Raw genomic sequence first — 17,121 nt, forward strand, 5'->3', positions numbered from 1 at the left:
TAATGAATAATCTACTAATGATACCTCTATGCCTATTAAACATCCTTTTATTTCTCTATGATTTATACGAAGTATCTTTAAAAGATTTTCTTCATGTTGTGTACTTAAATCTCCCACAAATTTATCACACTCTTTAAAATCAAAAACTGTAACACTCCCTGGATCAATCTCAAGGCAAGTGCTATCAACTATTATTACAAAATCTTCTTTTTCAATATTTATTAAGCAATACATAAAATCTGTTTCACCTATTATAACTTCTATATCTTTACTAAGACTTTTTATTTCATTTTCTATTTTATCTACAACTTTAACTCCAACACCATCATCACCTAAAAGTATATTTCCTATTGCAAAAACTTTAATCATACTATTTTTATAGTAATAGGAGAATATTTATCACTAGTTATATGAGCTGCACAAGTAAGACATGGATCAAATGATCTTGCTATTCTTCCTATTTCAACTGGATTTTTGACATCTTGTATATAAGTTCCAATAAGTGATTTTTCTAAAACTCCTTTTACACCATTATCATCCATAGGTGATAAATTCCATGCTGATGGAGTTATCATTGTATAGTTTTTTATAACCTTATTTTCAATAGATATCCAATGACCTAATGCTCCTCTTGAAGCACCTGTAAGACCTACTCCTTCTGCTTTGTCTGGCATATCATACTGTTCTTGTTTTGCTTTTCCTAATTTTACAATAGTTAAAAGTTGTTCTAAAACTCCACATATTTTTTTTGCTTCTAAAGCTCTTGCTACTATTCTATCCATTGTAGAAATTCCATTATTATAATTTCCGCTTAAAGTCATTCTTGCTAATGGCCCAACTTCTATACACTTTCCATCATATCTAGGTGCTGTAACCCAACTATAAGCATTAGGTTTATACGGATTTGGATTTGGTGGTTGGTCTGTTGGAGTTAATATTTCATTATTTGCATTAAACCAAGCATGAGTTACACAATCTGTTATTTTACTTATATCTACATTAGATTTAACATTATCTATTAATATAGCTGAATCACAATATCTCATTGAGGAATCTTTATAATTATCAAATAAACCATAATCCATTAAATTTCCATATCCTATACCATTTTTAAAATAATCACTATAATAATTAGATATGTTATATACATCCTCAATTAAATTATTACTTATAAATTCTTTTATTTCACTTAGTAAGGATTTTACTTCTTCAAACTTTTTTATATTCATATCAGTAGTTGTTCCACCTACAAATATTCCATGATTATGTGGTGCTTTTCCTCCAATTACTGCTAATGCCCTATGAGCATTACTACTTTGAAAAAGGGATTTTTCATAATCTTTGCTTATTTTATCATTTATGTCTTTTGGTAATCTAAAATCACTTTTATAATCTTTATGAATTGGATTTATGTTAGGTAAGTCTACATAATCGGGTATGCTAAATTGATAAAAATGTCTTAAATGATTTTGTAAAAATTCAAAACCATTAGTTATTTCTCTTATAATTCTTCCATTTTCATCTGGAATAATATTTAGCGCTTGCTCTAGCGCAAGGCTTGAAGTAAGGGTATGATGAGTTGAACAAATACCACATACTCTTGATGTTAATCTTATCGCATCAAGTGGAAATCTTCCCTGAAGCATCTTCTCAAATCCTCTAAACTGCATTCCACCGCATTTTGCATCGATTACTTTATTACCTTCTATTTCTACTTCTATTTCTAAAAAACCACTTACTCTTGTAACTGGATCTATAACAATCTTTGCCATAATATCGCCCCCTAATATCTAACAGTTGGTTGCATAGTATCTGGAAATCCTTGTGCAGCACAACCTATACAAGTTGTGTTGTTTCCTATAGGCCAATTATCTGTATTGTTCCATCTTCCTATAGGGCAATATGTTTTTGTAATAGGGCCTCTGCAACCTAACTTAAACATACATTCCAACTGTCCAAATTTATCTGCAAATTGCTTGTTATCAAAATAACCTCTACGAGGACAATTGTCATGAATAGTATGCCCATAAAATACTATAGGTCTACCATCTTCATCTAGTTCAGGTTCTCCAAAGTATATAAGATGCGCTATTGTAGCTGTTACTGTACTTGGATGAACAGGACATCCAGGAATTTTTATATTTTTTTTATTTAACTCATCTAAAAAATAAGAAACTGAAGTACCTAATGAAACATTTGGATTTGCAGCTGTTGGACCACCATAAGATGCACAAGTTCCAACAGCTATAATATACTTAGCATATTTTGCTGCAGTACTTACAGCTTCCATAGCTGTTATTGCTTTTCCTTTATATTTAGCAATTATATTAAATAATCCATTGTCTTTAATAGGTATTGCACCATCAACTAAAAGTATAAATTCAGATTTTAAAGTTTCTAAGAATTGTTCATATGCTCTTTCTCCTTCAGCTGCCATTAAACTGTTACTAAATTTCAAATTCACCATTTCTTTTAGAAAATACATAACATCAGGATCTCTTGCATTAAGAAATGAAATTATCTCTCCTGCACACCCTGATGTTTCTAGCCATATAACATTAACTTTTTTAGCTTTATTATCTTTTATTTCTTCTATTGCTCTTTCTATTAAAGAATTTTGAATACCATCTTTATCTCTCAACGCACATCTTTTCTTTTTCAAATTTTATCACCTCACTCTTTAAGCTTACCTACTACTGGTAAATCCTTAATATACTTAAGCTCAGAATTATGACAATATGCAAATTCTTTTGTATAATCCTTTCCAGCTACTAATCCAGCATGCGTTCCTCCTCCCCATGATGCTTCATAGCTAACGTCATATATAACTCCATTTATTGCAATGTAAGCATCTTTTCCCTTGCTTCCATCATATTGAGCTAATTCTTCTAATGTAAATTCTCTGCCTGTAGTTTTTTCACTATTATTTTTCTGATTTTGTAATTCTTGTAATTGTCTTTTTAGATGTGTTAGTTGATTTTTATAATAATATTTTTGATGTGGATGTATACTATAATATATAATATTTTCTGTATATTTTATCATGTACTTAAGTTGGTTAATTCTTAAGTCTCTTTGACTTGTCATAATAATACCTCCTTAATAATTTATCAAAACTTAAAATAAATCATCTATAATATATATGATTAAGCATTATAAAATAAGACAAATAGGCTATCAAAATTTGATAGCCTATTTGTCTTATTTTATAATTTTATTTTTGAGCATCTAGTACAGTTGTATAAATATAGTTATATAAACTTCCATGTCTTAATTCATCAGTCAATATATTAAACACTTTGTCCCTAAAGTAAAGATTTGGCATTCCATTCATTATTTCTCTGTATCTTTTAACTGCATTTAATTCCCCATTTAAAGCCTTAAGTATTCCCTCTACAAAATTTTCTGGTGGTACAAATTCTTCTTCTACTGGTTTTGCATCCATTCCTGTTAGTTGTTTGTACATTTTCTTATACATTTTATTGTGAGATATTTCATCATCTCTTATAGATATTATAGTATCTTTTATGCTCTTTACTTGAGATTTTGTTAGTATATCTGTTGGAATGTTATTTATTAGCCATTCATAAAATAATGCGTCAGATTTTTCACCTTCTACAGATTGTTGCATTAGATTTATTGAGTTCATAAATGATTGTGATGTTGGATAATTATAATTAAACATTAAATTTCCTCCCTATTATAATATATTTCACTATAATATTATTCAGCTTATGACATATTTGTTCCTATTTTTTAAATTATTTAGATTTTATCTGTTCAAAATAATTTAATCCATAAATAGAAATTAAATGTAATTATTCTAAAAAGGTTACAAAATAGTTACATTCATGTATAATAGTAGATGTAAGTAAAACACAACAAACAAATGTATGTGCGACAATACTTAGACCTAAGGGGTGACTTTATGAAAAAATTATTAATAACTGCTTTAGCTTGTGCGTCATTAATCTCAATTACAGGCGTTAATGCATTTGCAGTAGAAAATAGTAAATCAAAAATTATGTCTTCTAATAATCTCGCAGCTACTAAAAATATAAGCATAAAAACAACTCTTACAGCCAAAGCGACTGCATATGCAGGAGATACTATAACTTCTACAGGAACAACTCCTAAATGGGGAACTATTGCCGTGGATCCAAAGGTCATACCTTATGGAACTAAAGTCTATATACCCCAGTTTGACAAAATATTTGTCGCCGAGGACTGTGGAAGTGCTATAAAAGGAAATAGAATAGATATTTTTATGGATACCGAAGCTCATTGTAATGAATGGGGAGTTAAAAATATAGAAATTAAAATATTAAATTAATATATATAATAAAAGGATAACATCTTATCTAAAAATAAGATGTTATCCTTTTTAAATTTAACTATACTTTTATTGATGTGTATATGTCTGAAAATTCTATATCAATAGTTTCTACATATCTATTATACTTAATTGGCTTTTTATGATTTCCCTCATTCCTACATATATTTATAGGTAATTTTATTGTAAACTCACTGCCTATACCTTCTTTACTATGTACATTTATACTCCCATTATGTAAATCTACCAATGATTTAACTATAGATAAACCTATTCCACTACCTTCGCTTAGCTTCGTTATCCTATTATTAATTTGCTTAAATAATTTGAATACATCATCTAGCTTATTTTCTGGTATTCCTACCCCACTATCTTTTACTTTTATATATAAATCTTCTTTTTCAAAGTTTAAACTAACTTCTATGCTTCCTTTTTCTTTATTATATTTAATAGAGTTAGAAAGCAAATTAAGTATTATTCTTTCCATTTTTTCTAAATCAAAAGCCATAACTCTTTCTTCTGAGTTAGTATCAAATATTAATTGTATATTTTCTTGATTGGCATAATACTGAACTGAATTACATATATTTTCAACAAACTCAACTATGTTATAATTTTGTGGATTGTACTCTAAACATCCCGAGCTAAGCCTTGTACTATCTATCAAATTATTTACCATTTTTAAAAGTCTATATCCATTTTGTTTTATTATCTTAGTGTAGTTCTTATAATCAATACTATTTTCGCCTCTATCTATCATAAATTCAATTAGTTGAATTGAGCTAAATATAAGATTTAGAGGTGTTTTAAATTCATGAGATAAGTTAGCAAAAAACTCCATTCTAAGTCTTTCAAATTCTAGTTCTGCTTCTTTTCTATGAGATATATCCCTTGATATACCTAATACGCCTCCTACCATTTGATTTTCATCCACAAAAGGAACCTTTATTGTTTCAAAACATGTAGTTCTTCCATCATTAGATACCCATGAGTGGGTAGATATGGATGGCTTTTTAGATTTCATTATTTCCTGGTCTTCAAGGTAGTATTTTTTTATCTTTTCATCTGGTGTACTTATATCTTTTTCTGTCTTACCTATTATATCTTCTTTCTCTAAGTTTCTATTTTTTGCAAATACTTTATTACAATGTCTAAATATGCCATTATTATCTTTGTAAAATATACTATCTGGTATAGTATCACTTATTAATTCTAGTATCTTAGCATCAGATATAGTATTAGTTATATGTTTTGTTTGTCTTAATGTGTTTATACAAATTCCAATGGTTCCTAGTATATCACCATTCTCATTTTTAATAAGCTGATTTAACCCATCATAACATTTTTCATTAAAAAATGTTAAAGCCTCTATACTTTCTTCTTCCATATTTAATAATTTTTTATCAGAAGCCACAAAAACATTTGCTACTTCCTCGGGAAGCACTTCAAAATCATTTTTTCCTATTAAATTAGGCTCATTAGCATTAGGATATAATTCTGATTTCATGTTTGTATATACATAGCGTCCTAATGCATCTTTACACCATACATATGCATCCATTTTCTCTAATAAAATTCTAATATTTTCATCTAATTCTATTTTTTTTGTGAACCAAATTATGTATTTATTCTCTGATATGCAATTTATATCTATTTGATAAAAAGATTCTAGAGTCTGTACAAAATCTACTAATGTAGTTTTTTTATCTTTATCTAAATTTTCTATTATGGAATTTAAATTATCATATTCTTCGTTGTCTATTTTATATGTGTAATTTTCTTTAATTTCTTTATTACTAATCTCCCTTAATTTTTCATTTATTCCTAATACAGTTATATCAAAGGCTTTTTCTTTCTCATATTTTACAACGTTGACCCACATACATGGTATAGGACTATTAAAAAGCATTTTTAAGTAATCATCTCTTTCTAGCATAAGACCTCCTATTACACTAATACATTCTATATTAATTATAATACATAGCAGTATAAAATGGGATTTTTTGTATTAATTCATATTTGAATATATACTTTCCACTATTCATGTCTAATATTTGCATTCAAAATTAGCAAATGATATAAATCTGCATACATTTTATTATAGAAGCATATATACTGCCATAAAATTTAAACACAAATGTGACTTCACTAAAAAATATCTAAATACTTTAGAAAATTCACTTTCTGTTATTAATGTAATGGATAATATGTATAAGCCAATAGGATTATCTTATCCTGCTAATAGCAATAGGTAACTAAAAATAGACTTAATCCTAATGGCTAAGTCTATTTTGTAATTACTATGTAATTTATAATCATTAATTTATATAAAATAATTCAATCTATTACTTTATGTTTTTAATATTATAAGTCAATCCCATTTAATAAATTTTTAAGAACTTTCAACTCTTCATTAGTTAAAGTGATTCCTTTACCCATTTTTTCATGATTTTCAGACCAATCTCTTATGTCAAATTTAGGAGCGTTATTATTCCAACTTACAAGGTTTAATTCCTTAGTCCACCCTTTTGATGAATCTGCTATAACACCTATTTCTTCACATATTTCAAACTTTATTCCTGCCATTTTAAATCTCCTTACTATTTTTTACTTATTGTATCATATTTTTAACTTTATATACTAAGAAAGTATGACTTTTATATTTAAAGTCATACTCTCTATTTATGCAGTAAATCTATTTATTAAATTCTTAACTATATCTTCTAAGTCACCTGATTCTTCTACTTCATCTATTCTTGGGCTTAATCCCTTTTCATAGTTAACAATACTTATTACATATTCTCCATCTTCTACATCTATTAAAAGTCCTACTAAATAATCTAAGTTCAACTTTAAATCACCGATATCTTTTATACTATTTTTATCTGTATATAAATCATCTACATAATGTTTCATGCTATACTTTTTACCGTCTATAAACTCAAATTTTTCCGCACCTTCATGAGTTTTACCTACTATAAATAGTAGTGAATATTCTTCATCTAATAAAACTGACTTGTAATCATTTGCTTCTTGTAGTTCTTCATACTCTTCATCAAATGTTATTACATCCATATAATCTTTATCAATTAAGTTTACTCTAATAACTGAATCAGAGTATTCAAAAAGCATCTCTCTTGCATTATCTGTATAATAATTTATAAAATTACTTAATTTAAAATCTGTAGTATTAATTCTAATTGGTTCCATGATATATTTCCTTTCATTACTATTATTTTCATAAAGTAAGATCTATATTTTTAGCAATACAGTATAATATATCATAAAACAAAACTTTTTTAAATCTTAATTCTACATTTTTCTACATTTTATATTATATATTAATACTATCTCCAAATATTTGTTATTTTAATAATTCTAATTTTAATTGCTCATTTGCTTCTTTACTATTATTTACCAAAAACGAATTATTAAACTTGTCTATTTCTAACTTCAGTCTACTTATATCTTCTTTATTTCTAATTACAATGCAATCATCTTCTTTAATAAGTTTTTGATTACCACTAGCTTCAGTATCTAAGCATGCTAAAATTCTATTTTGCTCTCTAGCAAAATCAACAGTGTACATAGTTCCTGAATCAACATTAGCTTGGCACACTATAACCGCACTACTTAATCCACTTTGGATTCTATCTCTTTCTATAAAGTTGTTTTTAAATGATTTCATACCAATAGGATATTCACTAACTAAACATCCTTCATTTTCTAATATCTTATTTGCTAATCCTCTATTACTAACTGGATATATATCATCTAATCCACAGGGTAGTACTGCAACTGTGTTTCCTCTAACGTCTAAACATCCCCTGTGAGCTTGTTCATCACATCCTATAGCTAAACCACTTACAACACTATACTTTCCATCACCAAATACAGCCCCTAGTCTATAGGATTCCTCTAATCCCTTCATATCAGCTTTTCTACTACCTATGATTGCAACAGATTTATCATTTATTAAACTATTATAATTACCTTTATAAAAAAGTATTGATGGAGCATTATCTATATATCTCAATTTTTTAGGAAAGTTTTTATTTAATATATCTATAGTTTTTATATTTTGTCTTTGTGAATTTAGGACTATTTCTTCACTTTTATTTATAGCCTCTTTTAGTTGTTCTAATGTGGGAACTATTATACGTCTATTATTGCTCTTTATTTTTATAAATCTATCTAATAAATCTTTCTCATCTCTAGGTTTTTCTAACATCTCTTTTATAAAATAAAGTATCGTTTTTTTTCCAACCTTAGGCAAACACGATAAGGTTAATATTATATTTTCCATCTCAAAAATCTCCTTAACGTACCTTATATTTAAAATAATCTTCCATACTAGGTTCCCCTTTACATTTATTGATTATAATATAAATTAAATGTAATATTTTTACAATAACTAAAAATATGCTACTAGTAATATTAAAATTAGTAGTAGCATATAATTTAGCTTTTATTTAGTTTTCACATACTTCATAACCATATCCAATATTTTCCATCTATCTTTTCCATAAAAATTATAGTCACCTTTTAACTTTGTACACGCCTCTCCTATTACATAAATATTTTTACCTAAATCTTCTTTGTACATACTTAAATCTACTACAATACAATTCTTTAAATGCCAACTTAATATTTGAGCTATATTTTCATCAACTTGACCACTATATACTACACAATTTTCATATAACTTAGGCACTACTGGTGGTTCTGTTGGCATATACGCTATTCCAAAATACTTACATACTCCCTGCATAGTAGCCTCTGCTAGTTCATCTCTATTCTCTTTTAAAATCTTAAGATCATCTCTATTAGTATAAAAATCATATTCTTCAAGAATTGATGGCATTTGAGTTTTGTATATAACTGTAAAATCAGCAACCTTAACTCCTCTATCTTTAGCTTGTGGGTCTATTGATTTAATCATTTTATACACTGCATCTTGTACATATTTTGCAGCATTTTTAGAGTCTTGACTTGCATTAGATGCTACATAAGTTTCAGTTCCTCTGGCTTCATTAAACTCATTTTTATAAGCATTTGAATGTATACTAAAAAATAATGCTAATGGCTTGCCTTGAGATTTCCAATAAGAATTAGCAAGTTCTGCTCTTTTAGCTAGTCCTATTTCATCTTTTTTTTCTGGATTTGGATTTGTTAAATATACACTAAGTCCATGCTTTTGTGCTAATTTTTTAATTTTATGTTGCATATCATTATTAAATTCCCATTCCTTCATCGACTTGTCTGGGGCTTCTTTACCAGCTACATATTCATTATGCCCACTATCTAAAATTAGTAATTTCACACGATCATCTCCTATTTTATTTTATAAATTTCATAGTACTTAATAAACTTTATTATGCTAATTACATTACTTGACTTTAATAACTACAATATTAATTTTATTTTAACTAAATAAATAGAAATCTTCTAAAAAAGTATTTTACTAAAATTAATTACAAAACCTTATACAAAATATTTTGTAACCAATTTTGATACTCTTATTATTATATTAAATAGCATTTAAAAATGTGATTAATATTTCAATAATTTTAACTTGTATAAACATACCAAAATGTAGTATATTAAAGGTTCGTGAACTTATTAATTTACGTATTTTAAATCATAATTTTTTCTTGAATAATGATTTATATTTTAAATATTTTTGTGTAATTTAAAGCGTTATAGACTATAATGTTTTATATACACAATGAGGGTAAGGTGAAATTAATTGGACTTTAAACAGATACAGGATTTAATAAAATCAAAAACAGACCCATCAAGATGGATAAGAGGAATTAAATATTTTAATAAAAGACTAGTCGATTATGTTACTTTTAATATAAATGAAGATAAAATATCTTTTGAAGGAATTTGCGAATCTGAGTATTACAATGAAGTTTATCCAAGTTGTATATCTGTAAATACTAAAGAATTAAAAATAGTTGAAGCTAGATGCACTTGTGAAGACTTTAGATCAAGAAGCACTAATAATCGTGTATTTATATGTAAACACTTAGCTGCAACTTCTATATATGGAATACAACTTGCTAAAAGAGAACAGGCTACAGGGTTAGTTGCTAAAATTAAGGAAAAGGATCCTGTTATCAAAGTTCCTACACAGCCTAATAAACAGTTGCTATTTCACTTTGATGATTCTAAAAGAGAATTAGTTAACTTAGATGTAAATATATCTATAGAACATAATAAAATCTATGCAGATTTTAAAATAGGTCAAGATAAAATGTACGTTCTTAAAAACTTAAGTGACTTTGCATGCGCTAAAGCTAATAATTATGTTTTAGAATACGGTAAAAATTTTACCTACAACCCAAATATTCATTATTTTTATCCTGATGATGAATATTTAATAGATACTATCGAAAACTATGGAAGCAATTTAGCATCTTATTTTAGCGTTTCTAACCCTAAAATGATGCATATCGGAAAAAGTGAATTTAAAGCATTTTTAGAAACTTTAAAAAATAAATGTTTTACACTTAACTTTAACAATGAACAATATAGTCCTAAAATAATAAAGGATGTACTTCCAATTTCTTTTGATGTAAAAAATGATGCTGGAAAGATAAAACTTATATCTAATGATGATTTGCCTACTCCACTAACAGATAAAGGAGATGTTTTATTATATAACGATAATCTATATCTACTTTATGGAGAACAAGCTTTAAATTATAATAAAATTTATTCTGCTCTTAATCAAACTAAAGATATAGTTTTTGAAAAAGAAGATACTCAAGGTGTATTAAGTAACTTAATTCCTAAAATATCACAGTTTTCTAAAAAGGTAAAAATAGATGATGAAATAAAAAATAATATAATAAGTGAATTTAAAGCCGAATTTTATTTTGACTTAAATGGTGCTAACATTATTTGTGATTTAAAATTTGTTTATAATGACCAAAATGGAAAAAAATTTGTATTAAGAGATTTAGATAAAGAAAATGAATTTCAAAATAAGCTTATTGACTTAAATTTTGTTTTAGATAATAAAACTTATATATTCAAGGGAACTGATTTAGATTTATATACTTTATTAAGTAAAGAAATAATAAAGCTTAAAAAATTTGGTGATATTTATTACTCTGAAAAGTTCAAAGCTAAAAAAATATACAACTCATCTTCTATCCAAGCTTCTATAAGAGATGGAGTTGAAGGCTATTTAGAATTTTCTTTTAATATAGAAGATATTAATAAAGATGAATATAAAGGTATATTACTTGCTTTTAAAGAAAAAAGTAAATTTTATAAATTGAAAGATGGAAGTTTCTTAAACCTAGAAGAAAAAGAAACTAAAGACTTTTTCGAACTACTTGAAAACTTAGATTTCATTGGAAATGATGATATATCTAAAATTCATAATAGCAAAATTCTATATCTAAATGATATGTTTGAAAATAAAAGCTTAGATTTTATAACTGGTAAAGATTTAATAAAAGATATTTCTAAGAAGTTTGAAAATATAAAAACCTTAGAGTCAACTATTCCAAATGAACTTGATGCTACTTTACGTGATTATCAAGTATCTGGTCTTAATTGGTTTAACACACTAAATCACTACGAATTTGGTGGCATACTTGCAGATGAGATGGGTCTTGGTAAAACCTTACAAGCTATTAGTTTTTTACTATCTAAAACTGATAAAAACTGTAAAAGTATAATAGTTACCCCTACTTCTTTAATATATAACTGGAAAAATGAATTTGAAACCTTTGCACCAACTATGAAGGTATTATTAGTTCATGGAGGCAAAAAAGAACGTGAAAAAGCTTTTGAGGAAATGGATAACTACGATGTAGTTATAACAACTTATGGAACACTTAGAAATGACTTAGATTACTACAATCAAAAAACTTTTGATTACTGTATAATTGACGAAGCTCAAAATATTAAAAATCCTGTTGCATTAAGTACTGAGGCTGTTAAAAGTGTTAAAGCTAAAGTTCGATTTGCACTAACTGGTACTCCTATTGAGAATAACTTAATGGAACTTTGGTCAATATTTGATTTTGTAATGCCTGGATATTTATATAGTAGAAGTAAATTCCAAGATTTATTTATATACAGTGACGACAATAGTTACAACTTAAAAAGATTAATAAAGCCATTTATACTCAGAAGAACTAAATCTGAAGTTATGAAAGAACTTCCTGAAAAAATAGAAAAGAAATTCTTTGTTGAACTAAACAAAGACCAACGAAAAATCTATAGTGCTTATGTATCTGATCTTAGTGAAAAAATGAATAATAAAGATATTAAAAAAGATAGGATAGTAATTTTCTCTTATCTTACAAAATTGAGACAACTTTGTTTAGATCCTAAAATACTTTTAGAAGATTATAATAAGAAAAGTTCAAAAATAGATACTACTATACAACTTTTAAAAGACTATATAGCTGATAATCATAAGATACCTTTATTTTCACAGTTTACATCGGTTCTTAAAAATTTAGGTGATGAACTTAATAAAAATAATATTTCTTATTCTTATATAGATGGGCAAACTCCAGCTAAAGAAAGATTAAATTTAGTTAATGAATTTAATGAAGGAAATAAAAATAAAGTATTTTTAATTTCCTTAAAAGCCGGTGGTACAGGTCTTAATTTAACTAGTGCTGATGTAGTTATACACTTTGACCCATGGTGGAATCCATCTGTTGAAAACCAAGCAAGTGACAGAGCTCATAGGTTTGGTCAGAAAAATGTTGTTGAAGTTATAAAGCTTATCGCAAAAGGAACTATAGAAGAAAAGATAGTAAAACTTCAAGAAAGTAAAAATGAACTTATTGAAGAATTTATTAATGGAGACCTTTCTAATCAAAATGTCTTAAAAAGCCTTTCTGATAAAGATATAATTGACCTATTTGCTTAAAAACAGTAAAAAAGGAAGTGAAAATATTCTCCACTTCCCTTTACTGTTTTATTTTTTTATATTTAATTATTTACTTTAACTATATTAAGGTATCATGATTATATTAAGCTTACGAATGTTTCTTACTACATCATCCAGTGATTTTAATTATAATTTAATATATTAACTAATTTGAATGCAATTTTTTTTGCTATTTTGATTAATTATTTGCTATTTCTGACCTTGAAACCATTTTTCAAATTTTAAATTCAAATTCTATTTTTTAATATATTAATATTTTTGTACATATTCTTTGAATTATCTAAATTATTTGAATTATTCGATTATTTTTTTTCACTTAATATATATTTTACATTATATGGCATGCTATTTGCTTTATTAAACAGCAGAGTATATTCTTTTATAACTTTCATCTATGAGTAAAAAATTTTAAGGGGGTTCTTATATTTTATGAAAGAGAAAGAAAAAAGACAAGCTACACTGTTCGATGCGCTAATACCAATTGCATGTTTAATTTTATTTTTAGGTATTTCAATATTTAAATATGGGGCTTCTCCTCATGTACCATTAATCGGAGGAACTATCATTGCAGCACTTGTTGCCGTATGTAAACTGGGATACAAGTGGAATGAACTAGAAGAAAGTATGTTTGTTACTATTAAGATGGCTATGCAAGCTATTTTACTTATCATGATAATTGGAGTACTTATAGGTACTTGGATAATCAGTGGTATAGTTCCAGCTATGATTTACTGGGGACTTGAGATTTTATCTCCCCAAATATTCTTAGTTGCAACTACTGTAATATGTGGAATAGTTTCTATAGCAACTGGATCTTCTTGGACTACAATTGGAACTGTTGGGGTTGCTCTTTTAGGAATTGGACAGGGACTTGGAATGCCAGCACCACTTGTAACAGGTGCAATAATTTCTGGTGCATACTTTGGTGATAAATTATCTCCATTATCAGATACTACTAACCTAGCTCCTGCTATGGCTGGAACTACTTTATTTGAGCACATTAAATTTATGCTTTACTCTACAATTCCTGCATTAGTAATATGTTTGATTTTATATGCAATACTTGGCATGAAATATGTAGGTAAGGATTTAGATATGTCTCAAATAAGCTTGATAAGAGATACTTTAGCAAGTTCATTTAATACTTTATCTCCAGTTTTATTCATACCACCTATGATAGTTATAGGACTTGTAATATTTAAAGTTCCTGCTATACCAGGACTTATTGCTGGTGCAATTTTAGGATTTGTATTTGCAATAGTATTCCAAGGGGCATCTATTGGTGATATTATAAATTCCGCTCACAGTGGATACGTATCTAATAGTGGCGTTGCTGCCGTTGATGATTTACTATCTAAAGGTGGATTAATGTCTATGATGTCTACAGTATCTCTTACTATATGTGCATTATCTTTAGGTGGAATTTTAGAAAAAACAGGCATGTTGGAAGTTCTAGCTTCTTCTATTTTAAGATTTGCAAAAGGAACATTTGGTGTTGTATTTGCCACAATGCTTACTTGTGCAATGACTAATACAGTTGCCGGTGAACAATATTTATCAATTGTTATACCTGGTAGAATGTATAAAGACGAATATAGAAAAAGAGGGCTACATCCAAAAATGTTATCAAGAGCTCTTGAAGATAGTGGTACACTAAGTTCTGCACTCGTTCCTTGGAATACATGTGGTGCTTACATATATGGAACACTAGGCATTAGTACTTTCGCTTATGCACCTTATGCGTTCTTAAATATAATAAACCCTTTAGTTTCGCTGTTCTTAATAGCTATTAACTTCAAAGTTGCAAAGTTATCGCCTGAAGAAATATCTGAAATGAAAGCTGAAAATGAAAATCCAGCTTAAAAAATGGTAAAGCGTCGGATATCCCGACGCTTTTATTAATTTATATGCTACATTTCATATATATCTGAAAACTCTATATTACACATCTCAATTTTATTACTCTCAGAAATGTAACTTCTATTTAACTTATCCTCATGATAAGTTGTTATTTTATTAGGTAAATAGAATTCAAAATTAGTTCCAATTCCTTCTTCGCTATTAACCTTTATTCTCCCATCATGTATCTCTACTAATGATTTTACAAGCGATAGACCTATCCCACTACCTTCACAAGTCCTAGTTAAAATGCTATCTCCTTGTACAAATCTATTAAATATAACAGGTAATTTTTTCTTAGATATACCTTGTCCATCATCTTTAACCGATATACTGATATCGTTTTTGCGAGCAACTAAATTGACACGTATACTTCCATTTTCCTTTGTATATTTAATTGCATTTGATAATAAGTTCAATAAAATTCTTTCTATCTTTTCTGGATCACAAGCTATAATATGTTCTTCACAATTAGTATCAAAAATAAGATCTACACCTTTGCCTTCAGTATACTGAGCAACTGATAAAGTTATATCTTCTACAACACTTACTATATCATGATTTCCAAGCTTTAACTCATAGTATCCATTTTCAATTCTAGTCATATCTATAATATTATTTATCAACCTTAAAAGTCTATAAGAGTTTTGTCTTATCAATTTTATATATCTATTTAAATCAATATTTTTATCCCATTCAATATTTCCATTATTAACATTTCTATCTAATAATTGCATTGTTCCTAAAATTATATTAAGTGGTGTTTTAAATTCATGAGACATATTTGAAAAAAATTCATTCTTTATATTTTCTAGATGAATAGCCTCTTCTAATTTTTTTCTTTGTTTTTCTTCAGATTTTTCTTTGCTAATATCTCTAACTATAAATACAAATAATTCTTTTTCTTTTACCAATTTAATATTCCATCTTAACCATTTATATTTTCCATTTTTACATTTTATTTTATTTTCAATAATATTTACATCTTCATTATCAATATTTAATATATTTATTAACTTATCTTTGTGATTTTCATGAACTAAATCCACTAGATTGCATTCTGAAAAATCTTCTTCACTACAATCTAAATAGTTAGACCACCTTTGGTCTGTAGTTTTTAAGTACCCATTTTTATCCATTGATCCTATCGAATCTGCAAATATATCTAAAATCAACTTAAAATCTTTTTTCATTAAGTTAACTTTATACATTTCATATAATAAATTTTCTATTACTTGTTTTATATCTATATCCTTAAATATCTCATTAACTGTTTTACATTGTTCAATCTTTTCTAATATAGAATTTAATATTTCTATTAACTTATCACTACTTTCTATTTCTTCTTTTATATTATTTTCTATAGTTATATTTTCTACTGTTTCTTTATAATTTATAAATTTAACCTCATTACTTGAAACAAATACCATGTCGTCACTATAAAAATGTCCACTGGTAATTTTACTTTTTAGTTCAATCGTAATTTCATTAATATATATTCTCAAATCTAAGTTTAATTCTTCATCTTTTATTATATTATTTATTATATCTTTTATAGATTCATTATCTTGATTATTTATTCTAATTATTTTTAACTTGTCTACTTCATCTTGAGTACATTTAATCTTATTTAAAAGTTTTTTATTACAAAATATAATCTCAGAGTTTTTATTTAAAATAAATACATACGTGTCTATTGAATCTAAAAATTGTTTCATTTACATACCCCCACAAAACATCATAATATACATTTATATATTTTCAGATGTATTCCTTGTATTTTTTCGTTGTGAATTTATATTTTTTTTATAATTATAATTATAATTATACAATAATTTTACATATTTTTCCACAAAACATTATTTGTAATTTTATTAAAACTATATTTAACTATAACTTTGTAAAACAACATTTTTACTACTCTATTAATCTTCAAGTAATTTGAATTTATAACTAT

The 17,121-nt window shown here is 26.8% G+C and carries 14 protein-coding genes; 3 read left to right on the top strand and 11 right to left on the bottom strand.

Annotated features, from left to right (window positions below; genetic code table 11):
- From AC11VW_RS11110 to AC11VW_RS11130, 5 genes are all read right to left on the bottom strand, one after another.
- On the bottom strand, positions 1-369 hold a 369-nt coding region (locus tag AC11VW_RS11110), incomplete at its 3' end, for a hydrogenase maturation protease (RefSeq protein WP_484301486.1).
- Entirely contained in the window at positions 366-1,772 is a 1,407-nt protein-coding gene (locus tag AC11VW_RS11115) for a nickel-dependent hydrogenase large subunit (protein ID WP_484301487.1), read from the bottom strand. The genes AC11VW_RS11110 and AC11VW_RS11115, both read right to left, overlap by 4 nt.
- 11 nt (positions 1,773-1,783) lie before the next feature.
- Positions 1,784-2,662, bottom strand: a complete 879-nt coding sequence (locus AC11VW_RS11120) for a hydrogenase small subunit (RefSeq protein WP_484301488.1) — start codon at positions 2,660-2,662, stop codon at positions 1,784-1,786.
- Positions 2,663-2,673: 11 nt separating this feature from the next.
- Complete coding sequence (locus AC11VW_RS11125) at positions 2,674-3,087, bottom strand: cytochrome b5 domain-containing protein (RefSeq protein ID WP_484301489.1); 414 nt, start codon at positions 3,085-3,087, stop codon at positions 2,674-2,676.
- A gap of 127 nt (positions 3,088-3,214) precedes the next feature.
- Positions 3,215-3,685 carry a ferritin-like domain-containing protein gene (locus AC11VW_RS11130; protein WP_484301490.1) on the bottom strand — a complete coding sequence of 157 codons (471 nt, stop codon included), beginning with the start codon at positions 3,683-3,685 and terminating at the stop codon, positions 3,215-3,217.
- 243 nt (positions 3,686-3,928) lie between these two features.
- Here AC11VW_RS11130 and AC11VW_RS11135 point away from each other — a divergent pair, with 243 nt between their 5' ends.
- Entirely contained in the window at positions 3,929-4,333 is a 405-nt protein-coding gene (locus AC11VW_RS11135; RefSeq protein WP_484301491.1) for a 3D domain-containing protein, read from the top strand.
- A 61-nt stretch (positions 4,334-4,394) separates the two neighbouring features.
- On the opposite strand, the gene AC11VW_RS11140 is transcribed toward AC11VW_RS11135, so the two are convergent.
- The 5 genes from AC11VW_RS11140 to AC11VW_RS11160 form a co-directional block, all read right to left on the bottom strand.
- The gene (locus AC11VW_RS11140; RefSeq protein ID WP_484301492.1) at positions 4,395-6,269 is read right to left on the bottom strand and encodes a sensor histidine kinase; all 1,875 of its coding nucleotides are present in this window, start codon (positions 6,267-6,269) and stop codon (positions 4,395-4,397) included.
- A 428-nt stretch (positions 6,270-6,697) separates the two neighbouring features.
- Entirely contained in the window at positions 6,698-6,919 is a 222-nt protein-coding gene (locus AC11VW_RS11145) for a YdbC family protein (RefSeq protein ID WP_484301493.1), read from the bottom strand.
- A gap of 96 nt (positions 6,920-7,015) precedes the next feature.
- Complete coding sequence (locus AC11VW_RS11150; RefSeq protein WP_484301494.1) at positions 7,016-7,543, bottom strand: hypothetical protein; 528 nt, start codon at positions 7,541-7,543, stop codon at positions 7,016-7,018.
- Between the two features lie 154 nt (positions 7,544-7,697).
- Positions 7,698-8,639, bottom strand: a complete 942-nt coding sequence (locus tag AC11VW_RS11155) for a DNA-processing protein DprA (protein WP_484301495.1) — start codon at positions 8,637-8,639, stop codon at positions 7,698-7,700.
- A 162-nt stretch (positions 8,640-8,801) separates the two neighbouring features.
- Positions 8,802-9,656, bottom strand: a complete 855-nt coding sequence (locus AC11VW_RS11160; protein WP_484301496.1) for an N-acetylmuramoyl-L-alanine amidase family protein — start codon at positions 9,654-9,656, stop codon at positions 8,802-8,804.
- A 426-nt stretch (positions 9,657-10,082) separates the two neighbouring features.
- Between AC11VW_RS11160 and AC11VW_RS11165 the strand changes: the two genes are divergently transcribed.
- Complete coding sequence (locus tag AC11VW_RS11165) at positions 10,083-13,244, top strand: DEAD/DEAH box helicase (protein ID WP_484301497.1); 3,162 nt, start codon at positions 10,083-10,085, stop codon at positions 13,242-13,244.
- A gap of 450 nt (positions 13,245-13,694) precedes the next feature.
- Positions 13,695-15,128 (top strand): Na+/H+ antiporter NhaC, encoded by a 1,434-nt coding sequence (gene nhaC, locus AC11VW_RS11170; protein ID WP_484301498.1) that lies wholly within the window; start codon positions 13,695-13,697, stop codon positions 15,126-15,128.
- 47 nt (positions 15,129-15,175) lie between these two features.
- Here nhaC and AC11VW_RS11175 read toward each other — a convergent pair whose 3' ends face one another.
- A complete protein-coding gene (locus AC11VW_RS11175; protein ID WP_484301499.1) occupies positions 15,176-16,882 on the bottom strand; it encodes a sensor histidine kinase in 1,707 nt (568 codons plus the stop codon).
- Positions 16,883-17,121: the final 239 nt, after the last annotated feature.

The organism is Romboutsia sp. (assembly GCF_056995035.1).

Bases quoted from the DNA above. Each gene is read 5' to 3' on its own strand.
- AC11VW_RS11115 (WP_484301487.1), bottom strand. From the start codon at position 1,772: ATGGCAAAGATTGTTATAGATCCAGTTACAAGAGTAAGTGGTTTTTTA.
- AC11VW_RS11125 (WP_484301489.1), bottom strand. From the start codon at position 3,087: ATGACAAGTCAAAGAGACTTAAGAATTAACCAACTTAAGTACATGATA.
- AC11VW_RS11130 (WP_484301490.1), bottom strand. From the start codon at position 3,685: ATGTTTAATTATAATTATCCAACATCACAATCATTTATGAACTCAATA.
- AC11VW_RS11135 (WP_484301491.1), top strand. From the start codon at position 3,929: ATGAAAAAATTATTAATAACTGCTTTAGCTTGTGCGTCATTAATCTCA.
- AC11VW_RS11140 (WP_484301492.1), bottom strand. From the start codon at position 6,269: ATGCTAGAAAGAGATGATTACTTAAAAATGCTTTTTAATAGTCCTATA.
- AC11VW_RS11145 (WP_484301493.1), bottom strand. From the start codon at position 6,919: ATGGCAGGAATAAAGTTTGAAATATGTGAAGAAATAGGTGTTATAGCA.
- AC11VW_RS11150 (WP_484301494.1), bottom strand. From the start codon at position 7,543: ATGGAACCAATTAGAATTAATACTACAGATTTTAAATTAAGTAATTTT.
- AC11VW_RS11155 (WP_484301495.1), bottom strand. From the start codon at position 8,639: ATGGAAAATATAATATTAACCTTATCGTGTTTGCCTAAGGTTGGAAAA.
- nhaC (WP_484301498.1), top strand. From the start codon at position 13,695: ATGAAAGAGAAAGAAAAAAGACAAGCTACACTGTTCGATGCGCTAATA.
- AC11VW_RS11175 (WP_484301499.1), bottom strand. From the start codon at position 16,882: ATGAAACAATTTTTAGATTCAATAGACACGTATGTATTTATTTTAAAT.